We start from the raw sequence: 20,299 nt of genomic DNA on the forward strand, positions 1-20,299 counted from the left end.
CCCGACCGGCAGCCCCGATCCTAGAGATCACCTGTGACGGTTCTCGATGGGCCGGCCGTGCGGCATTCGTCCTACGCGAGGGCCTCGCCTGGCGCCTGTGGCCCAGGCCGCCAGGCGCGCAGTGCCCGCTCGACCTGGATTGTGACCTGGTAGGACACCTCCGGAAGATCGGCCAGCTCGATCCGCTCACCGCGTAGCGCCACCTGTGCGTGCAGCTCGCGGGCGACCGCGTCGCGTACCGCGATCAGCAGGGGCGACAACCCGTCCGGGTCGCCGACGACGTAGGCATCCGACATCCCACCAGCCTGCGCCCAACCCCACCACCACGCCACGACAGGTGGGATGTGCCCGGAGACCTTGACTGACGGCGGCTTCGTGCACGACGGGCTGGGTCGGTGCCGGGCTGGCCCTCCGGCGGGCGTGGTCAGCGCTGGGTCGGCGATGTGGCGGTGGCCAGCGGCGTGATCCACTCCAGGTCGGCGATGTGGTGGCTTCCGGCGCAGAGGATGGCACCACTTCGGCGATCTAGTGTCGATCATGCCCAGGCTGTCGGCTGCGCCATCGGTTCGGCCATGCGGTCGGGGGTCATGCCAGAGTGTCGGCCGTGCCGTCGGGGGTCGTACCGGGCTGTCGGCCGTGCCATCGGTTTCGGTCGGGTGCCGGTCGCTCTGGCTGCTCAGCCGCCGAACCAGCCTGGCATGTCCAGGCGGAACCAGTTGGTGGAGGCCATCGTGCGAAGGTCGTCCTCGATGGCGTCGACGCGGTCCTCGCCGAGGCGCTCAGTCCACTGTCGACGCAGCTCGTCGAAGACCTCAGCCGATCGGCGTAACCCGTCGGCGCCGCGCGGCGTGACCCGGACCAGGCGCCGGCGGGCGTCGCGCGGGTCGTCGACCCGTTCCAGGTAGCCGACCTCGACCAGTCGGTCAACGGTCTTGCCGGCGGCCTGCTTCGAGATGCCGAGGCGTTGCCCCAACTCGGTGGCTGTGGTGCCGTCCATCCCGACGGCCTGGAGCACGAACCCGTGCAGCGGCCGTAGCTCCGGATGCCCCTGCCGAGCCAGTTCGGCGTGCAGGTCGTCGATCAGCGTCCGGAAGCCGGCCAGCAGCAGCAGCGGCAACTGGAAGCCGGGGCGCGCGGGATCAACGGTTGCCATGTTCGACAACCACATTTACTATTTCGTCAACCACGTTGACCATCTTACGTCATCCGATCCAAGCGCTCGAAAGTAGGCAGCCATGCCCGTCTTCACCGCTCACACCGCCGAAACCGCACCCGTCGCCGCCCGACGAGCCATCGAGGGCGTACGCGGCCGGTTCGGCTGGCTGCCCAGCGCGGTGGCGCTGATGGCCGAGTCGCCGCAGTTGCTCACCGGGTTCCTCGCCGCCAACGCGGGTTTCGAGCAGACCGACCTCTCGCCCCTGGACCGGGAGGTGGTCATCCTGACCGTCTCGGCTACCCACGAGTGCCACTTCTGCGTCGCCCTGCACACCGGCAAGCTCACCCAGCTCGGCGGGAGTGCCGAGCTGATCACGGCACTGCGCGCCGGCTCGGCGCTGCCCGAGCCGCGGCAGGAGGCACTACGCCGGTTCACGCTGGCCGTGCTCGACCACCGCGGCGCGGTGCCCGACGGCGAGTTGGACGACTTCCTCGACGCCGGCTACCTGCCCCGGCACGCGCTGGACGTGGTGCTCGGCGTCGGTGCGTACACGATGTCCACCTTCGCCAACCGCCTCACCCGAACGCCGCTGGACCCACCGCTGGCCGCCCACGCCTGGGCACCCGCCGCCTGACCCGTCGCACCCCGTGCACCGTTGGTCGCCGTCTCGGCGCGAGCCCTGATCCACTCGCGCTCCGGGAAACGGGGGTGTCCCAGCCGCAGGACACCGCAACTTCCTGGAACCCGAGTGGATCAAGTCGGGAGCGGGACGGCGGCGCTCAGGCCGCCCCGAGGAAGTCGCGCAGCAGGGCGAGCATCTCGTCGGGGCGCTCCTCGTACAGCCAGTGGCCGCAGTCCTCGATCACCTCACCGCGGACCTCGTCGGCGTACTGACGAACCTGCTCGGCGACCTGCCCGCCGAGGCTGGCCGCCGCGCCGACGGCCAGCACCGGCATCGTCAGCTTCGTGGTCCGGTACGTCGCGTTGTCGGCGATGTCCCGATCGAACGCCCGGAAGTAGGCGAAGCTCGCCCGCAGATGCGCCGGGTCGCGCAGGTGGCTGGCGAACTCCTCGACGTCCGGCGCGGCGATGCTTCCCTTGCGCACCATCAGTGCGTCGGTGAACTTGTCCACCCAGAGCGACTCCCGCCCGTCGACCAGTTCCTCCGGCAGACCGTTGCCGATGGAGAAGTAGCCGAAGTTCCACACCCCTGGGCCGGCCGGGGTGAGCGCGGGGAACGTGTAGAGGCTCTCGTCGGGGATGGGCGCCTCGGTGAGCACCAGCCGGCTCACCCGCTGCGGATGGGCGGCGGCGTACGCGTACGCCACCATGGTCCCCAGGTCGTGCCCGACCAGCCGGAGGTCACCGGCCAGGCCGAGCTGGTCGAGTAGTCCGTGCAGGTCGGCGGCGACGGTCTTCTTGTCGTACCCGTCGGTTGGGGCGTCGCTGCCCCCGAACCCACGCAGGTCGGGCGCGACCACGTCGAAGGAACGCCCCAACTCGGGCAGCAGGTGTCGCCACATGTACCAGCACTGCGGATATCCGTGCAGCAGCACCAGCGGCGGGCCGCTGCCGCCACGGACGTAGTTCATGGTGATCTGGCCGACCCGTGCTCGTTGCTCGGTGAACCCTGCCGGAACCCGATCCCCACCCATTGGCCGCCTCCGTCCGCGTGCTGCCCGGCTACCCGCTCGACCGAGGGCCATGCCTACGGGCGCTGCGCCCGAACATTGGTGGATCAAGGCCGGGCGCGCCGGGCGCACCGGGGGTGGCGGGCATGGAGTGTGCGTGGGCGCGCACGGGGTCGTCGCCGGTGTCACAGCACCCGGCTTGGGCCACACCGCACCCGGTGCGGGAGACTGGCGGGTATGGCGGCTCGTGGCTTCCCGTACACCGATCTCAAGGACTTTCTCGCGGCGCTGGAGCGCGCGGGAGAGTTGCGCCGGGTCGACGTCCCGGTCGACCCCACCCTGGAGATCAGCGAGGTGGTCACCCGCACGGTGCGGGCCGGCGGGCCGGCGCTGCTCTTCGAGCGCCCGACCCGGGGCGAGATGCCGGTGGCGATCAACCTGTTCGGCACCGAGAAGCGCATGGCGATGGCCCTCGGCGTCGACTCGCTGGACGAGATCGGTGCCCGGATCGGCTCGCTGATCAAGCCTGAGCTGCCGGTCGGCTGGTCGGGCATCCGCGAGGGCCTCGGCAAGGTCATGCAGCTCAAGTCGGTGCCACCGCGCAAGGTGAAGACCGCGCCCTGCCAGGAGGTCGTCTACCGGGGTGAGGACGTCGACCTCAACCGGCTGCCGGGGTTGCAGGTCTGGCCCGGCGACGGCGGGATCTTCCACAACTACGGGCTGACCCACACCAAGCACCCGGAGACCGGCAAGCGCAACCTCGGCCTGTACCGGCTCCAGCAGCACGGCCGCAACACCCTGGGCATGCACTGGCAGATCCACAAGGACTCGACCGCCCACCACGCGGTCGCCGAGCGGCTCGGGCAGCGCCTGCCGGTCGCCATCGCGATCGGCTGCGACCCGGTCGTTTCCTACGCGGCCAGCGCGCCGCTGCCCGGCGACATCGACGAGTACCTGTTCGCAGGGTTCCTGCGCGGCGAGCGGGTGGAGATGGTCGACTGCCTCACCGTCCCTTTGCAGGTGCCGGCGCACGCGCAGATCGTGCTGGAGGGCTACCTGGAGCCGGGTGAGCGGCTGCCCGAGGGGCCGTTCGGCGACCACACCGGCTTCTACACCCCGGTCGAGCCGTTCCCGGTGCTGCACGTCGAGGCGATGACGATGCAGCGCAAGCCGGTCTACCACTCGATCGTCACCTCCAAGCCGCCGCAGGAGGACCACGGCCTCGGCAAGGCCACCGAGCGGATCTTCCAGCCGCTGCTCAAGCTGATGATCCCGGACATCGTCGACTACGACCTGCCGGCCGCCGGGGTGTTCCACAACTGCGCGATCGTGTCGATCCGCAAGCGGTACCCGAAGCACGCGCAGAAGGTGATGAACGCGATCTGGGGTGCGCACCTGATGTCGTTGACCAAGCTCATCGTGATCGTCGACGAGGACTGCGACGTGCACGACTACAACGAGGTCGCCTTCCGCGCCTTCGGCAACGTCGACTACGCGCGCGACCTGCTGCTCACCGAGGGGCCGGTGGACCACCTCGACCACTCGTCGTACCAGCAGTTCTGGGGTGGCAAGGCGGGTGTCGACGCGACCCGCAAACTCCCGACCGAGGGCTACACCCGCGGTTGGCCGGAGGAGATGAGCATGAGCCCGGAGGTCTCGGCCCTGGTCGACAAGCGCTGGAAGGAGTACGGGATCTGATGGCCGTCCTCGACGCTCCCGCCGAGAAGCCGGGCCGGGTCAAGTCCTTCCTCAAGCTCGTCGCGATCGAGCACTCGGTGTTCGCGCTGCCCTTCGCGTACCTGTCGGCGTTGAGCGCCATGCAGGTCGACGGTGGGCGGGTGCGGTGGCTCGACCTGCTGCTGATCACCGTGGCGATGGTCGGGGCGCGGACGTTCGCGATGGCCGCCAACCGGATCCTCGATCGGCGGATCGACGCGCGGAATCCGCGTACCGCCGGGCGGGAACTGGTCACCGGTGCGGTGAGCGTGCGGACGGCCTGGACCGGCGCGGCCGTCGCGTTGGTGGTCTTCCTCGCCGCCGCAGCCCTGCTCAACCCGCTCTGCCTGGTGCTCGCGCCGCTCGCGGTGGTGCCGCTGGTCGTCTACCCCTATGGCAAGCGGTTCACCAACTGGCCGCACGCCATCCTGGGGATCGCCCAGATGGTCGGCCCGGTCGGCGCCTGGCTGGCGGTCACCGGCACCCTGGACGGCTCCGGGCCGGCCTGGGTGCTCGGCGCGGCGGTCGGGTTGTGGATCGGCGGCTTCGATCTGATCTACGCCTGCCAGGACTCCGAGATCGACCAGGAGATCGGCGTGCACAGCGTGCCCGCCCGGTACGGCCGGCGCTTCGCGCTGCACGCCTCCACGATCGCGCACGTGGTGACCTTCGCGCTGTTCGTCTGGTTCGGCGCGTTGATCGGCCTCGGCTGGCTGTGGTGGATCGGGCTGGCGCTCACCGCCGTCGCGTTCGCCTATCAGCACCTGGTGGTCAGCCCGACCGACCTGAGCAAGGTCAACCGGGCGTTCTTCACCGCCAACGGGTTCGTCGGCATCGCGTTGTTCGTCTTCGCGCTGCTCGACCTGGTGATCCGGCTCGACCTACGGCCCTGACCGGCTGATCACCGGCTCGTCCTCCCCGGTGGGGTAGCGGGCGCTCTCCAAGGTCCAGTCGATGGTGCCCCGGACGGCGTACGCGACCACGTCGAGCTGGTCGCCGACCGCCCGGTCCACCGCGGGGCCGAACGACGGCACCCCGGCCCGCAGCGCGACGAAGCGCCGCATCGACTCCCTCCAGCGCTCGACCGCCAGGGCCACCGCCTCCGCCGACGGCACCGCCAGTTCGGCTTCGATGGCCAGCACCAGGTTGTGCCCGCCTGCGGTCGCGCGGTCCTTTTCCAACGAGGCCAGGTCGTTGTACCAGGAGAGCAGGTCGTTTCCGAGCTGGGCGATCTGCCGCAGCAGCGGATGGTGGTAGACCGGGTCGGGCAACGGCCGGCCGCCCGCGAACTCCACGAGCGTGTACGACACCTCCGCAGCCGAGGTGGCCCGCCGCAGCTCCACGTACTCGCCGACGCCGGGCCGGCGGCCGGTCTCCTTGTTGACCGCCTCCTGCCAGGTGCCGTCGAGATGCCGGGCCACCGCGTCGGCGAAACGCGACCGCCACCGGGCCGGCATCCGGCGGCGCGGTTCCCGCCAGGCCAGCGCCAGTAGCCGCCGAAGCGGTTCGGTGAGCCCGGCCGGGCGCAGCCGAGCGTCGTGGAGCAGCGCCAGCGTGCCGTCGCGCAGAGCCCGGATCTGCTCCGAGGTCAGCCGGCCCGGCCCGTCGCAGGCGTCGTCGACCAGGAAGAACCACGTGAACAGCACGGTCAACACCCGGAGATCGGCCTCGGAGGCGTCCGGGTAGAGCCGTCCGGCGTACCTGGCGAACGCCCCCCGGGCCAGCCGGTGCAACGCCGCGTCGTCCAGGGCGAGGCCGAGGTCGGGCAGCAGGCCGAGAAGCCACTCCTGCACACCGTCGGCGTACGGCGAGAGCCGGGACGGGATCGGGCATTCGGCACGCAGCGCCCGTAGGGCCTCGCCGGTCGTCACCGATGCCTCCTGCGCGAGATGATCCGATGCGAATCCCCAGCAGCAGCATGTCAGGTCGACGGAATGCCCACCTACCCCGCCGGTCATGCCGCAGCGGCGTGTCCCGGGGGTGCTCACCAACGGCCCAGCCGGACCAGGCAGGCTGGGGGCATGCGGGAACCATGGGTGGTCGGGGTCTCCGGAGCATCCGGGACGCCGTACGCTGCGGCCGTCATCGGAGGACTCCTCGACGCGGGCGAGCCGGTCGATCTGATCGTGTCCCGCGCGGCACGACTCACAGTGCTCGACGAAACCGGTCGACCGTTCCGCGACGGGCACTGGGCCGAGGATCTCGCCGCCTGGCTCGACCGGGACCTGACCGGTGCCGACGTACGACACTGGCCGGCCGGTGACCTGGCCGCCGGGCCGAGCAGCGGCTCCTACCGGGTACGCGGCATGGCCGTGGTCCCGGCCAGCACGGCAGCCTGCGCCGGCATCTCGATCGGGCTCTCCAAGGATCTCCTGCAGCGCGCCGCCGAGGTCAACCTCAAGGAACGCCGCCCGGTGGTGGTCGTCCCCCGGGAGACACCGGTGACCCGCAGTCACCTGGAGCACCTGATCGCCCTGCACGACTCAGGCGCTGTCGTGTTGCCCGCCAGCCCCGGCTTCTACGGAGCCGGCGCGGCCGCCAGCGCCCAGCAGTTGGTCGACTTCGTGGCCGGCAAGGTGCTCGACGCGCTCGGCGTCCCACACACCCTGTTCCGCCGGTGGTCCGGCCAGCTCGGCGCAGCCCGAAGCTGAGCGCCGAACACACATGTCACTCGCCGCGACGCCGCCCGGCGGTCGGCCGAAGCGGGACGCGGACCGGGCCGAAGTCCGGTCCGCGTAGCGATGTCCGCACCAGTTCAGTACATGCCGGCGTTGGCCGGACCCGGCCCCGTGGATGCGGCCGGCCCCACATTTCGTGGCTTTCCGACCTCGTCCACCTCGTCCAGCATGCCCTCCCCCTCAAGCAGGGCCCGCACCTCGGATTCCCGAAACCGGCGATGCCCGCCTGGAGTCCGGATGCTTCCTATCCGGCCGGCCGCCGCCCATCTCGTCACAGTTTTCGGGTCTACCCGAAACAGCGCGGCGACCTCACCCGGTGTCAGCAGGCGATCTCCAGTGTCCACAGCCCCCTCCTCGCGTCGACGAAGCCCCCGGCTGAACACACTGCCCCCGGCTGGTGCGTAGCCCAGAGCCGTCATGAGGGACGTATGGCAATTACAGCACCGCGGACATGAGCTGTCCGCCCAAACGCGAAAAATGCACTGAGTGAGGAGTTAGTAATGGTACTTGTGCTACCTCCGCCCTGACCGGCGGTTTATCAACAGTGACTCACCACTCAGTCCAACGGATGCCGAAGCCCGCACGTTATGCCTCAGCGGCTAGGGTCACTCTCTGTGGACGCCATCGACCTGAACCTCGTCGACCTGCTGCGCGGCAACGCCCGTCTCTCGTACGCCGAGCTGGCCCGACAGGTGGGCCTCTCGGCCCCGGCGGTGCACGAACGGGTCGGCAAGTTGGAGAGCAGCGGCGTCGTTCGGGGCTACCGCGCGGATGTGGCCCCGGAGTCGATCGGCCTGGGTGTCACCGCGCTGATCGGCATCGTCGAGGACTCCGGCGCCGACTCCGACGACATGCTCGAGTCGCTGCGGGTGCTGCCCGAGATCGAGTCCTGCTACTTCATGGCCGGTGTCGAGTCGTTCCTGCTGAAGGCCCGGGTCGGCACGATCGCCGAACTGGAGCAGTTGATCGTGCGATTGAACCGGACCCCGGGGGTGGCCTCCACCCGTACCGCCATCGCGCTCTCCACCAAGTGGGAGAACCGCCCGCAGCCGGTCGGCCAGCCCTCGACCTGACCGCCGCGTACCCCTGGTGCCGCCCGGTCGGACGGCGGTAGCGTGCGCCGATGACCCCGCCGGGACGTCGCGTGGCAGTGGTGACCGGCGCTGCCGGCGGCCTCGGCCACGCCATTGCCACCGCGCTGCACGCCGACGGCTGGTCGGTGCTCCTCACCGACCTCGACCCGGCGGCGGTGGCCGTCGCCGCAGCGCCCCTCGGGGGTTGGTCGGCGGCCCTGGACGTCCGGGACGAGGCCGCCTGCGCCGCTGTCGCCGCGAGCGCCGCGGAGCGGGGCGACCTCGCGCTCTGGGTGAACAACGCCGGCGTCCTCACCACCGGCCCGTCGTGGGAGCACGACGAGCCGACCCGCCGCCGGATGTTCGACGTCAACACCCTCGGCGCCATGAACGGCACCCTCGCCGCGCTGGCCGTGATGCGCCGGCAGGGCCACGGTCACGTGCTCAACGTCGTCTCGCTGGCCGGGCTGATCGCCGCGCCCGGCGAGACGGTGTACGCGGCCAGCAAGCACGCCCTGCTGGCGTTCAGCCTCGGCACCCTGTCCGACCTACGGATCGCGGGCTACCGCCGGGTGCACGTCTCCTGCCTCTGCCCGGACGGCATCTGGACGCCGATGCTGCACGACCGGCTGGACGACCCGGGCGCGGTGGCGTCGTTCACGGGTTCGATGTTGACCGCGCGGCAGGTGGCCGCCCGGGCGGTCCGGTTGGCTCACCGACCCCGTCCGGTGGTCAGCCTGCCCCGGTGGCGGGGAGCGCAGGTACGCCTGCTGGACGCCCTACCCCGGCTGGCCGTCGCGCTGACCCCGCTGGTCCAGGCCGCCGGCCGCGCCGGCCAGCGTCGGCAACACCGCCGGAGCACCCGCCCCTACCGGCGCTGACCACCGGTGGGACTGCTTGCTACGTTTCCGGCGTGACTCATCTCGACCGGTGCGACGAGGCCAGCCGAACCTGGGTGACGGAGGCGATCGCCGCCGTCGAGGCGGACGCGAACCGCTCGGCCGACACCCACCTGCTGCCGTTCCCGCTGCCCCGCACCTGGGGGATCGACCTCTACCTCAAGGACGAGTCGTCCCACCCCACCGGCTCGCTGAAGCACCGGCTGGCCCGCTCGCTGTTCCTCTACGGGCTCTGCAACGGCTGGATCGGGCCGCGCACCACTATCGTCGAGGCGTCGTCGGGCTCCACGGCGGTCTCCGAGGCGTACTTCGCCCGGATGCTCGGGTTGCCCTTCATCGCGGTGATGCCCGCCTCCACCTCGCCCGAGAAGATCGCGCAGATCGAGTTCCAGGGCGGCCGGTGCCACCTGGTGGACGACCCCGCAAGCGTGGTGGTCGAGGCCCGGTGGCTGGCCGAGGACTCCGCAGGGCACTTCATGGACCAGTTCACCTACGCCGAGCGGGCGACCGACTGGCGGGGCAACAACAACATCGCCGAGTCGATCTACGCCCAGCTCGAACTGGAACGGCACCCCATCCCCGCCTGGGTCGTGGTGGGCGCCGGCACCGGAGGCACCAGCGCGACCATCGGCCGGTACGCCCGGTACCGCCGACTCGCCACCAAACTCTGCGTGGTCGACCCGGAGAACTCGGCGTTCTACCCGGCCTGGTTGGCCGCCGACTGGTCGGTGCGTACCGGGAAGGGCTCCCGGATCGAGGGGATCGGCCGTCCGACGGTGGAGGCCTCGTTCCTGCCCTCGGTGGTGGACCGGATGGTCCAGGTGCCGGACGCGGCGTCACTGGCCGCCATGCGCGCCGGCTCGGCCGTGCTCGGCCGACGCGTGGGCGGCTCCACCGGCACCAACCTGTGGGGCGCGTTCGGCCTGATCGCCGGGATGCTCGCCGAGGGCCGGACCGGCTCGGTGGTCACCCTGATCTGCGACCCGGGTGACCGGTACGCCGACACCTACTACTCCGACGACTGGGTGAACGCCCAGGGCCTCGACCTGACGCCGCACCTGGCCACCATCGAACGCTTCCTGACCAGCGGCACCTGGCCCGGCTGAACCGCTCCGCTGGGCCTGGCCCGGCTGGGCACCTGTTCAGCGCGGGTCGATCCGCTCCGCGAGCCCGGGATAGCGCACCACGTAGCCGTTGTCGTCAAGGTCGATGTCGGCGGTGAAGGTGCCGCTGGCGAAGCGCACCCGGCCCGGCCCGAGCCCGGTGTAGATCTGCTCGGCCGGCACCACCTCCAGACCGGGCAGCAGCACCCACGCGACGGTGATCCGGTGGGCGATGTCGGCCGGCTCGGCGGCCAGCCCGAGCCGGTGGACCGGCAGGGTGTTGAACAGCGGCGAGCCGCTCAGGTCGACGTCGAGCGCGTCGGCCAGCCGGTCCGGGTCGTCGGTGCCCGGCAGGCCGGCCCGGGGATGACCGGCGTCGACCAGGGCCCGGTCCAGGTCGCCCTGTTCCGCGGTGGTCACCCGCCACCGGTCCGTCGCCCGATCCAGGGTCACCCTGCGCTGCCAGCCCAGCCCCTCGACCTCGACCTCGACCCGGGTCGTGGACCAGTCCGGTGCGGCGGTCAGCTGGTAGCGGGCGGTCCAGGGGATCGGGTCCACGGCGAGCAGGGTGCCCCGGGCCGCCAAGCCGCGGCTGTCGTCGAAGAGGACCTGCTCGCTGCCGGCGGTGTCCGTCCGGGACCAGAAGATTGACTGCGGCATGGTCGGCATGGTCGGCATGAGCCGGACGTTACGCGACCCAGCCCGCCTCGGCAGGGCATGCGCGAACGCCGCCGCGAAGCATCTGCTCCGCGACGGCGTTCGTTCAGTGGATCAGTGGATCAGTGGGTACGCGCCGGCGGTCGCCCGCCGAAACCCCGCCGGTCGTCGCGCGGGCGGTCGTCGCGGGCCCGGTCCTCGCGGGGACGGTCATCCCGACCACGGCTCTCCGGGCGGAAACCACCCCGGGAGTCCCGGTCACCGAAGCGTCGCTCGCCCTGCGGCCGGTCGCCCCGACCGTCCCGGTCACCGAACCGCGGCCGGTCCTCGAACCGACGCTCGCCCTGCGGACGGTCGCCGTAGCCCCGGGAGTCCCGATCGGCGTACCGCCGCTCGCCGGCCGGCCGGTCACCGTAGCCCCGGTCGCCGGCAGGCCGATCGCCGTAACGCCGCTCGCCCTGCGGGCGGTCGCCGTACTGGCGCTCGCCGGTGGGCCGGTCGCCGTAACGCCGCTCGCCCTGCGGGCGGTCACTGAACCGGCGCTCGCCCTGCGGGCGGTCACTGAACCGGCGCTCGCCCTGCGGGCGGTCACTGAACCGGCGCTCGCCCTGCGGGCGGTCGCTGTAGCCCCGGTCGCCGGTCGGCCGGTCGCCGTAGCGCCGCTCACCGCTGGGCCGGTCGCCGTAGCGGCGCTCACCCTGCGGACGGTCGCCGAACCGGCGCGGGCCGCCGGAACGGTCGCCGTAGCCGCGCGGCTCCGCCTCGACGCGAACCGGAACACCGCTGGGCTCCCGCGCGCCGACCAACTCGGCCAACGCCTGGTCGCCGACCCGGACCCGGGTCTCGGCCGGCGCGACGCCGGCCTTCTCCATCATCGCCAGCGTGGTCCGGCGCTGCTTGGGCAGCACCAGCGTGGCGACCGCGCCGGACTCGCCCGCCCGAGCGGTGCGCCCGGCCCGGTGCAGGTAGTCCTTCGGGTCCTTCGGCGGGTCGACGTGCAGCACCAGGGTGACCCCGTCGACGTGGATGCCCCGAGCCGCCACGTCCGTGGCGACCAGCACGTTCATCCGGCCCTCACGGAACTCCGCGAGGGTCTTGGTGCGCATCCGCTGGGTCTTGCCGCCGTGCAGACCGCCGGCGCGTACGCCCACCGCGGCGAGCTGCTCGACCAGCCGGTCCACCCCGAGCTGCGTACGGGCGAAGACCATCGTCCGGCCGTCGCGGGCGGCGATCGAGGCCGCCACCGGGAACTTCTCGTGCGGTGGGATCAGGAGCATGTGGTGGTCCATGGTGGACACCGAGGCGGTGGAGGGCGCCGTGGAGTGGGTCACCGGGTCGTTCATGAACCGCTTGACCAACGCGTCGACGTCACCGTCCAGGGTGGCCGAGAAGAGCAGCCGCTGACCGTTCGCGGGCGTCTTCGCCAGCAGTTCGGTCACCTCGGGCAGGAAGCCCATGTCGGCCATCTGGTCGGCCTCGTCGAGCACCGTGACCTCGACGTCGTCGAGCTGGCAGATGCCCCGCTCGATGAGGTCGCCGAGCCGGCCGGGGGTGGCCACGATGATCTCCACGCCGCGCCGCAGCGCGTCGATCTGACGGTCGTACGGGACACCGCCAACGGCGGTCTTCAGGAACACGTTGAGCGCCTTGCCCAGCGGCAACAGTGCGTCGTTGACCTGCATGGCCAACTCCCGGGTCGGAACCAGGACGAGGGCGCGCGGGCGCATCGGGCGGGCCGGCTTGGCGGCGGCGACCCGGGCCAGCAGCGGCAGACCGAAGGCGAGGGTCTTGCCCGAACCGGTCTGCCCACGGCCCAGCACGTCCCGGCCGGCGAGCGCGTCCGGAACGGTGGCCCGCTGGATCTCGAACGGGCTGGTGATGCCCTGCCGCGCCAACGCGCGAACCAGCGGCTCGGGGAGGCCGAGCGCGGCGAAGTCGATGGATTCGGCGGTGTCGGCCGCCGGAGTGGGGTCGAAAACGGACGTGACGGTGCTGGAGTCAGCAGAGGTGGTCAACAAAAACCTTTCGAGCGGGGCGCATCTTCGCGATGGCCTGCCGCGGCTGTGCCGCCGGATCGCCCGCAAGATCGCCCAGGGGCGCACACCACGCGCGCCGGGTCAGTGATCTGACCCAGTGTACGGCGGTCCGGCGAACCCGCCAGCCGGTTGCCCGACCGTAGTGGGCGGACTCACCATCGCGTCCACTCGTCGGCTCACCCGTTGAGCACGCCGCCCACCAGACCGTCCAGTGCGTCACCGGCAAGCAGGACGATCATGACGCTGATCGCGACCAGCAGCCCCAGGGCAGCGGCCAGAACGATCACCACCCGGGTGTTGCGGGAGCGCTCGGCCGGGCCGTCCGCCCAGCCCTGGGCCAGGATGTGGCCGGTCAGCGAGCCGGACGTCTCCACCGCGTTGGTGGGCATCGCGATCGTGGCGAAACCCGGCCCCTCACCGCTGCCGTAGACGGTGCCGGCCAGGTCGGAGCCACGGCCGCGTCGCCCGTCACGAGCACCTGCCGCAGTCGGTCCGGAGGTGACCGCCGGACCGCCGGTCGGCTCGGTCGGCCCGGTCGGCCCGGTCGGCCGGGAGTTTCCGGAGCCGCTTGCCGGCGAGGGGGGAGTGCCGACGCTGGACGGCGGCCAACTGGGCAGCGCCGGGGCGGGCACCACCGGCGGCGCGGAGACGGGTGCCTCGGCCCACCCGCCGCCCGGGCGGGTCGTCCCGGCGGCGGCCGACCATCCGGCCGGCGGCGCGGAGACCGGTGCGGTGGCGCGTACACCGGGCGTGTCGATCACCGCGGGCGGCGGTGGAAACGGCGGCGCCGGCATCGGACCGGGCGGGGCGGGTACCGGCGGTACGGGGGGTGGAACGGGTGGGCCTGGGACGGGTGGCGCGGGCGGACCCGGGACTGGCGGCACCGGCGAGGGCGGCGGCACGGGCGGACCCGGAACGGGCGGGACCGGGCCGGGCTGTGGCGTGGGCCGGGGCTGTGGCGTCGGCATCGGGCCGGGTGGGTACGGGCCCGGGGCCGGCGCGGGTTCCGGCTCGGGTGGTGCGGGCTGGGCCGGCCCAGGGCCGGGCGGCGTGGGCTCGGGCCTCGGCTCCGGAGTCGACGGCTCCGGAGGCTGGGCGGGCTGCGGGGGTTGCGCCGGCTCGGGCGGCTCGGTGTTCACCGGCCCGGCTCCGTAGACGGTTGGCGTGCTGCCCCGGGGGTCCGGCGTGCCGATCGCACCGGCCGTGACCCGGCTGCTGGTGGGAACGGTGGCGCTGGCCCGGGCCGGAGCGGTCGAGTCGTTGCGCTGCTCGGGCACCGGAACGTCGGCCGAGCCGGTCGCGCGGTAGGTGGTGGCGGTGACCGGGGCGCTGGCCGGCAGGTCGCTGCGGGCTGCCCCGGCGGTAGCGACGCTGGCGCGGGCCCGTACCGGCGCGGCGGGCTGCTCGGGGATGGCATCAACAGGCGTGGTGTGCGCGACGGCCACGGCCGCCGTGGCCTTCCCCACGGCCTTGGGGGGAGTGTTCGTGCCGGCGAGGGGGCCCGCGCCGGCGGCGAGAGCGCCAGTGTCGGCGGCGGGAGCGTCCGCCGCGGCCGCGGGGGTGTCCGTGTCGTCGGTGTCGGCGGCGGCGCCGACGTCAGCGGAGCCGCCGCCGGAGGCCGCCGAGCTGCCATCGAGGGCTGCGGAGTCGTTGTCGGGAGCCGCCGAGCTGCCATCGAGGGCTGCGGAGTCGTCGTCGGAGAGCGCGGAGTCGCCGTCGGAGGGCGCGCTCTCGTCCGAGGACGCGGTCTCGTCGGACGTGGCCGTGGCCGTGGCGCTGGAGCCCTGGTCAGCGCCCGGGGCGGCCGGGTCGGCGTCGGTGGCCGACACCGGGTCGGCGGTGCCGAGCCGTGCCGGGTCGGGTCGGTCGACCACGGGGTCGACAGTCTCCACCGGATCTCTCTGCTCGGCCATTTCCGCCCTCCGCGCCGTGCTCGCACCCGGACCCGTGACGTCGGGCCGGATGTGCCTGGTTGTCACCGTGCCACAGATCTTCCCGAGCGGACAGCCGGAGCGGCTCGTGGCGGATCAACCAGCGTTGCTGGCGCTGCTCGACGGGCTGTCGCCGCCCGTCGCGCTCGTGGTGGCCTTCGGCGTGGTCGCCGGCGGCGTCGTGTTCGGTGCGCTGGTGGGCGCCGAGGGCAGCGTGGTCGGCGTGTTGCTCGGGGTGGTCGTCGAGGGGGTCTCGGTCGGCGTCGACGTGGGAGTCGGCGTGGGCGTCGCGCTGCCGGTCGGGGTCGGCGTCGGCGTGGCCGAGCCGGTCGGCGTGGGCGTCGGGGTGGCGGACTTGGTGGGCGTCGGCGTGGCGGACTTCGTCGGCGTGGGCGTCGGGGTGGGCGTCGTGACCGGCGGGGTCGGCACGGACACGATCGGTGCCGGCACCGCGCCGATCACCCGGGTCGCGGCGTACAGCCGGGTCCAGCGGACGACCGAGATCTTGACGACGTCGCCGGTGGTGGGTGCCTGCACCATCTTGCCGTCGCCGATGTACATGCCGACGTGGTGGATGGTCGTCCAACTGCTGCCCGAGGCGAAGAAGAGCAGGTCGCCGGGGAGCAGCGCGCTCTGCGGCACCGTCCGCCCCCTGGTGGCGGCGTACTGGTCGCGGGCGACCCGGGGCAGGTCGAAGTAGTCGGCGCCGGGCGACCGGTACGCGGCCCACATCAGACCGGAGCAGTCGAACTGGTCCGGCCCCTCCTCGGACCACTTGTACGGGTCACCGAGCTGGGCGAGCGCGTAGCGGACCGCGGCCAGCGCCCGGGGGTGCGCGGCCATGCCGCTGATGCTCTGGTTGGCGACGTAGCCGGTGCCGTACTGCTGCTCGGCGGCCTCCTGCTGACGTTCGATCTCGATCAGTTGGGTCGCGTTGTCGCGGCGCAGCTTGAGCAGGCTCGCCTCGGCCGTGCGCAGGGCCCCCTCGCCGGCGGTGAACTCCGCGTCGGCGGCGGCGAGCTGGTTCTTGGCTTCGGCGTGCTTCTGGTACGCCTCCTGCTCACTCGCGCGGGCCCGGGACAGCCCACCGGCCACGCCCGTGGTGCCGCCGTCGACCTTCTCGCCCCTGGTGATCTGTTGGAGGCGGCTCAGCTCCCGGATGTCCTGAGCGAGGTCCCCGGGCGGCAGCGCGGCGGCTGCCTTGACGGCGTCGGCGGCGGCCGCGTCGGCTTCCTGCTGAGCGCGGAGCAGGGCGTCCTGCGCGCTCGCGAGCACCTTGGCGGCAGACTCCACCTGGGCTTTCGCGGTGGACTGCTTCTGCTTGATCGTCAGGAGCGCTTCGCCGAGTGTGCCGACCTGGGCTTCGCCGGCATAGATCTGCGCGGCCAGCGGACCGGCGCCGATGGTGGCCACCGGCGGCGCCGGGACGCCGGAGACGGGTGGGCCCCCGGGCAGTTGGACAGTGCCGATCGCCGGAGGGCGGGCGCCGGTGTCGGGCACCGTCGTGGGCAGTCCGGGCTCGGCGTACGCGGGGGTGGACAGCACAGCGGCGGCGATCGCGCCGAGCAGGGCGGCCCAGAGCTTCGGACGCAGCACCGGCGAGATCACCGGGCTCCGTCGTCGCTGCCGTCGCCCGCGCCCGCTGTAGATCATGCCGCTCCTCGTCCCGCTGCTCTTCGCCGCGCACGGTGGGCGCGGCCGCCGGGACGGTACCAGTGTGTGTGTTCCGCCCCACCTTGTTACTACCGCACCTCGCCAACCTTGTCGATGCGTGGGCGGGTTACGGGAGGCTGAGAGTTCGGTGAAGTGGGTCGCTGCCGGCGACCGTGCCGCCGGGGCGGTCGGCGTCCCGACGTACGCTCGACCGGGACCGCAGGTGGAAGGGACGTGCCATGGACGCCGGACTCAAGCGTGAGCTCGAAGCGAAGGTGTACGCCGGTGAGCGGCTGACCCGGGAGGACGGGGTCGCCCTCTACGAGAGTGACGACCTGACCTGGTTGGGGCGGCTGGCGCACCACAAGCGCACCGAGCTGAACGGTGAGCGGGTGATGTTCAACGTCAACCGGCACCTCAACCTGACCAACGTCTGCTCGGCGTCCTGTGCGTACTGCTCGTTCCAGCGCAAGCCGGGCGAGAAGGACGCGTACACGATGCGCATCGACGAGGCGGTCCGCAAGGCCAAGGAGATGGAGGACGAGCAGCTCACCGAGTTGCACATCGTCAACGGCCTGCACCCGACGCTGCCCTGGCGCTACTACCCGAAGGTGCTGCGCGAGCTGAAGGCGGCGCTGCCGAACGTCAAGCTCAAGTGCTTCACGGCGACCGAGGTGCAGTGGTTCGAGAAGATCAGCGGTCTGAGCGCCGACGAGATCCTCGACGAGCTGATGGACGCCGGCCTGGAGTCGCTGACCGGTGGTGGCGCGGAGATCTTCGACTGGGAGGTCCGCCAGCACATCGTCGACCACGCCTGCCACTGGGAGGACTGGTCGCGAATCCACGCCCTGGCGCACAGCAAGGGCATGAAGACCCCGGCGACGATGCTGTACGGCCACATCGAGGAGCCTCGGCACCGGGTCGACCACGTGCTGCGGCTGCGTGAGCTCCAGGACGAGACCGGTGGCTTCGCGGTCTTCATCCCGCTGCGCTACCAGCACGACTTCGTCGACTCGGCGGACGGCAAGATCCGTAACCGGATCCAGGCGCGCACCACGATGGCGTCGCCGGCCGAGTCGCTGAAGACGTTCGCCGTCTCCCGGTTGCTCTTCGACAACGTGCCGCACCTGAAGAACTTCTGGGTGATGCACGGGCTGTCGGTGGCCCAGCTCTCGCTGAACTTCGGCGTGGACGACCTGGACGGCTCGGTCGTCGAATACAAGATCACGCACGACGCCGACTCGTACGGCACCCCGAACACCATGCACCGCGAGGACCTGCTGCATTTGATCTGGGACGCCGGTTTCCAGCCGGTCGAGCGGGACACCCGCTACAACGTGGTCCGGGAGTACGACAGGGCCCCGTCGCTGGCGCAGCGGCGCGCCGAGCCGCAGCAGGTCTGGGCCTGAGTCACCACGTACCCTCGCAGTCGATGACCGAGAAGAGCGGTTCCGAGCAGCAGAGCGGGTTTCCCCGCCGGGACGCCGAGGGGCGGGTCGCCACCCTCGGCGACCTGCTCGGGGTGTGCCTGGCCGGGGTCGTCATCGGCGCGTTGGCGTTGGTGTTGTTCGACTGGGCGTTCGCTTCGATCGGTGCCGGTGACTTCGGGCACACCAACGGCTGGCTCGCGGTGATCCTGCCGGCGTGGCTGTTCTGGGACGACTTCCGGGCCTGGGAGTTCGGTGCGGCCCGGGTGCTGGCGGCGGTGGTCGCCGCGGCCGTGGGCGTGTTCGCCGGGCTGCTGATCGCCGGGTTGGGCGCGGGGTTGCCGCCGCTGCTCTCCGGTGTGTTGGCGGCGGCGGCGTTCACAGTGGCGTACGCGGTGGTCTGGTTCCCGGGCGTCCGCTGGCTGGCCCGCCGGACCGGCTGACCGCTACCGCCCACCGGGCGGATCGAACCTTCCGCCGGCATCGGCGGGCGACGGAGAGAACGGAGTGGTGCTGGTGAGCGCCGCGCTCAAGTACACGCTGGGCCGGATCGGGCTGTTCGTCGCCGTGCTGGCGGGTCTCTGGCTGATCGACATGAACGTGTTCCTGAAGCTGATGCTGGCGTTGGTCTTCTCCGCCGCGCTCTCCTTCTTCCTGCTGCGCGGCTGGCGCGACGAGATGGCCGGCGAGATGGCCGACGCGACCGAGCGCCGCCGCGCGGAGAAGGAGCGCCTCCGCTCGGCCCTGGCCGGCGAGGACCAGAACCCCGCCGATCCGCCCGCCGACTCCCCGCGTTGATCATGAGGTTAGCGGTCACGGACACGCCGAGTGGCGGCCGCTAACCTCATGATCAACATCGACGGGGTGGGCGGGGGGTGGGGCGCAGGCGGGAGGGTGGGCCTACCAGTTGGTGGAGCCTTGGACCTTCGGCCAGGGCTTGGACTCCGGCTTGATCAGGTACGCCACGCCGCCGGAGCCGCCCGAGACGCCGCCGCTGGCGTTGGTGCGCTTGGTCCGCAGCCAGATCTGTTCGAACTGCGCGCGCTTGTAGACGTTGCGCACCACGTCGTTGCTGGACGAGGCGGGGTCGTTGACGATCACGTCGCCCTCGGCGGTGAAGCCGACCACCACGAAGAGGTGCCCGGAGGTTCCGTAGTTCGCGCCGTCCAGCTCGCTGGCGAGGAAGGACTGGCTGGTCACGACGGGGATGCCGGCGGCGATGAACCGTTCCAGCTCGTCCAGCGAGTGCAGTCGGGTCACGCGACCCTCCAGGCCGGGGAAGCTGGCCGCGTACGCGGTGTTGAACGGCCAGTTGCCGGCACCGTCGTACGCGTAGTCGAAGGTCATCCGGGCCGCGTGGTTGACCGTCGGGTCGGGGTAGGTCGGGTCCACCCAGGAGGTGTCGGCCGCAGACGGCCGGCGACCCCAGTACTCGACCACCATCTCGGTGGAGGTTGGTGAGCACCACGCCTCGCCACCGCCGTCGTACTCGGGGTAGTGCCCGGCGTGCACGTTCTGCGAGTAGCGCGGCACGGGCAGCTCGACGCCCCAGGCGATGTGCCCGGCGCTCGGGGTGACGGTGAACCGGTCCGGCACCGTGGAGCTCATCGCGCCGAGCATCCGGACCACCGGCGCGGCGGTCTGCCCGGGTGCCCGGTAGAGGGTCAGCCGCAACTGGTACGACCGCAGCAGCACCCCGGCGGCGGCGTCGTCGATGCTGAAGGTGTCGGTCCAGATCGTCGACCAGGGATCGCCCTGCCGGTTGACGCTGGTCCGCCTGATGTCGGTGTCGCCGGACGCCCAGCGACCCATGACGTACCACGGGGTCTGGTCCCCGCTGGTGTAGCTGCCCTGCATCTCCACCTGGATCCAGGTGCCGGCGGGGGTCTCCGCGTTCCACGAGGTGATCAGCTCGGTGGCGTCGAAGCCGATCCGGGTCACCGGTGAGGTCCAGGTGCCGTACTCCCAGGTGCGGGTGACCCCGGTGTGCGGGTCGGCGTACTCCGTCGTGCCGGTCGGGTGGGCCAGGGTGAGGCCCGCGCGGGCGCCGGGCACGACGCGGGTGCCGGACCGGTCGCCCCGGTGCCAGTCGGCGGGGCCGGACCAGTCCTGGAAGGTGATCTGTTCGTCGTGGTCGACGGCGGGTGGGCGGGCCGCCGTCGCGGGCGCGACGGTGGCGAGCAGGGTGAGCGCGGTGACGCCGGCGAGGGCGGCCGTGTACCGGCGGGGTCTGGCCATGGGTGCTCCGCGGTGTCGAGAGGGGCATCGTCGCTGGTCAGTTTTCCGCTTGGAGAGAAGTTTCGCCAGATGTTCCCGACCAGAAAATCATTGCCGCCGGG

General features: G+C 71.9%; 20 protein-coding genes. 10 read left to right on the forward strand and 10 right to left on the reverse strand.

Annotation, left to right across the window (positions count from 1 at the left end):
* Positions 1-71: 71 nt before the first annotated feature.
* The gene (locus tag O7631_RS06650; protein WP_278143467.1) at positions 72-296 is read right to left on the reverse strand and encodes a hypothetical protein; all 225 of its coding nucleotides are present in this window, start codon (positions 294-296) and stop codon (positions 72-74) included.
* Between the two features lie 380 nt (positions 297-676).
* A complete protein-coding gene (locus O7631_RS06655) occupies positions 677-1,153 on the reverse strand; it encodes a MarR family winged helix-turn-helix transcriptional regulator (RefSeq protein WP_278143468.1) in 477 nt (158 codons plus the stop codon).
* 82 nt (positions 1,154-1,235) lie between these two features.
* Here O7631_RS06655 and O7631_RS06660 point away from each other — a divergent pair, with 82 nt between their 5' ends.
* Entirely contained in the window at positions 1,236-1,790 is a 555-nt protein-coding gene (locus O7631_RS06660) for a carboxymuconolactone decarboxylase family protein (RefSeq protein WP_278143469.1), read from the forward strand.
* Positions 1,791-1,935: 145 nt separating this feature from the next.
* Here O7631_RS06660 and O7631_RS06665 read toward each other — a convergent pair whose 3' ends face one another.
* On the reverse strand, positions 1,936-2,811 hold the full coding sequence (locus O7631_RS06665) for an alpha/beta hydrolase (RefSeq protein WP_278143470.1): 876 nt from the start codon (positions 2,809-2,811) through the stop codon (positions 1,936-1,938).
* Between the two features lie 213 nt (positions 2,812-3,024).
* Here O7631_RS06665 and O7631_RS06670 point away from each other — a divergent pair, with 213 nt between their 5' ends.
* Both O7631_RS06670 and mqnP read left to right on the forward strand, forming a co-directional pair.
* Positions 3,025-4,485 (forward strand): menaquinone biosynthesis decarboxylase, encoded by a 1,461-nt coding sequence (locus O7631_RS06670; RefSeq protein ID WP_145785880.1) that lies wholly within the window; start codon positions 3,025-3,027, stop codon positions 4,483-4,485.
* Positions 4,485-5,396: a menaquinone biosynthesis prenyltransferase MqnP gene (gene mqnP / locus O7631_RS06675; RefSeq protein ID WP_278143471.1), complete on the forward strand. Its 912-nt coding sequence runs from the start codon at positions 4,485-4,487 to the stop codon at positions 5,394-5,396. Before O7631_RS06670 ends, mqnP begins: the two co-directional genes overlap by 1 nt.
* Here mqnP and O7631_RS06680 read toward each other — a convergent pair.
* Positions 5,385-6,374, reverse strand: coding sequence for a terpene synthase family protein (locus O7631_RS06680; RefSeq protein ID WP_278143472.1), 990 nt, complete (start codon positions 6,372-6,374; stop codon positions 5,385-5,387). The genes mqnP and O7631_RS06680 overlap by 12 nt on opposite strands.
* A 150-nt stretch (positions 6,375-6,524) precedes the next feature.
* On the opposite strand from O7631_RS06680, the gene O7631_RS06685 reads away from it, so the two are divergent.
* Positions 6,525-7,154 (forward strand): UbiX family flavin prenyltransferase, encoded by a 630-nt coding sequence (locus O7631_RS06685; protein ID WP_269681541.1) that lies wholly within the window; start codon positions 6,525-6,527, stop codon positions 7,152-7,154.
* 104 nt (positions 7,155-7,258) lie between these two features.
* Here the strand turns inward: O7631_RS06685 and O7631_RS06690 are convergent, their stop codons facing one another.
* Positions 7,259-7,525, reverse strand: a complete 267-nt coding sequence (locus O7631_RS06690) for a BldC family transcriptional regulator (RefSeq protein ID WP_007454516.1) — start codon at positions 7,523-7,525, stop codon at positions 7,259-7,261.
* Positions 7,526-7,795: 270 nt separating this feature from the next.
* Between O7631_RS06690 and O7631_RS06695 the strand changes: the two genes are divergently transcribed.
* Genes O7631_RS06695 through O7631_RS06705 form a run of 3 tightly spaced genes read left to right on the forward strand, consistent with a single transcriptional unit; the run spans position 7,796 to position 10,259 of the window.
* On the forward strand, positions 7,796-8,254 hold the full coding sequence (locus tag O7631_RS06695) for an Lrp/AsnC family transcriptional regulator (RefSeq protein WP_278143473.1): 459 nt from the start codon (positions 7,796-7,798) through the stop codon (positions 8,252-8,254).
* 50 nt (positions 8,255-8,304) lie between these two features.
* Positions 8,305-9,135, forward strand: coding sequence for an SDR family NAD(P)-dependent oxidoreductase (locus O7631_RS06700; RefSeq protein ID WP_278143474.1), 831 nt, complete (start codon positions 8,305-8,307; stop codon positions 9,133-9,135).
* Positions 9,136-9,167: 32 nt separating this feature from the next.
* Positions 9,168-10,259, forward strand: coding sequence for a PLP-dependent cysteine synthase family protein (locus O7631_RS06705; RefSeq protein ID WP_278143475.1), 1,092 nt, complete (start codon positions 9,168-9,170; stop codon positions 10,257-10,259).
* Positions 10,260-10,295: 36 nt separating this feature from the next.
* Here O7631_RS06705 and O7631_RS06710 read toward each other — a convergent pair whose 3' ends face one another.
* The 4 genes from O7631_RS06710 to O7631_RS06725 form a co-directional block, all read right to left on the reverse strand.
* Positions 10,296-10,925: a putative glycolipid-binding domain-containing protein gene (locus O7631_RS06710; protein ID WP_278147863.1), complete on the reverse strand. Its 630-nt coding sequence runs from the start codon at positions 10,923-10,925 to the stop codon at positions 10,296-10,298.
* Between the two features lie 110 nt (positions 10,926-11,035).
* Positions 11,036-12,928 (reverse strand): DEAD/DEAH box helicase, encoded by a 1,893-nt coding sequence (locus tag O7631_RS06715; RefSeq protein WP_278143476.1) that lies wholly within the window; start codon positions 12,926-12,928, stop codon positions 11,036-11,038.
* A gap of 197 nt (positions 12,929-13,125) precedes the next feature.
* Entirely contained in the window at positions 13,126-14,862 is a 1,737-nt protein-coding gene (locus O7631_RS06720; protein WP_278143477.1) for a hypothetical protein, read from the reverse strand.
* A 114-nt stretch (positions 14,863-14,976) separates the two neighbouring features.
* Positions 14,977-16,533 (reverse strand): C40 family peptidase, encoded by a 1,557-nt coding sequence (locus tag O7631_RS06725; protein ID WP_278143478.1) that lies wholly within the window; start codon positions 16,531-16,533, stop codon positions 14,977-14,979.
* 239 nt (positions 16,534-16,772) lie between these two features.
* On the opposite strand from O7631_RS06725, the gene mqnE reads away from it, so the two are divergent.
* The 3 genes from mqnE to O7631_RS06740 all read left to right on the forward strand — a co-directional run bounded on the left by mqnE (position 16,773) and on the right by O7631_RS06740 (position 18,758).
* Positions 16,773-17,942, forward strand: a complete 1,170-nt coding sequence (mqnE, locus tag O7631_RS06730; protein WP_269681535.1) for an aminofutalosine synthase MqnE — start codon at positions 16,773-16,775, stop codon at positions 17,940-17,942.
* A gap of 23 nt (positions 17,943-17,965) precedes the next feature.
* Positions 17,966-18,403 (forward strand): hypothetical protein, encoded by a 438-nt coding sequence (locus tag O7631_RS06735; protein ID WP_278143479.1) that lies wholly within the window; start codon positions 17,966-17,968, stop codon positions 18,401-18,403.
* Between the two features lie 73 nt (positions 18,404-18,476).
* Complete coding sequence (locus O7631_RS06740; protein WP_278143480.1) at positions 18,477-18,758, forward strand: DUF4229 domain-containing protein; 282 nt, start codon at positions 18,477-18,479, stop codon at positions 18,756-18,758.
* Positions 18,759-18,860: 102 nt separating this feature from the next.
* On the opposite strand, the gene O7631_RS06745 is transcribed toward O7631_RS06740, so the two are convergent.
* Positions 18,861-20,198, reverse strand: a complete 1,338-nt coding sequence (locus tag O7631_RS06745; protein ID WP_278143481.1) for a C39 family peptidase — start codon at positions 20,196-20,198, stop codon at positions 18,861-18,863.
* Between the last annotated feature and the right edge of the window lie 101 nt (positions 20,199-20,299).

It is taken from the genome of Micromonospora sp. WMMD967 (assembly GCF_029626165.1).
GTDB classification, from domain to species: Bacteria; Actinomycetota; Actinomycetes; order Mycobacteriales; family Micromonosporaceae; genus Micromonospora; species Micromonospora taraxaci.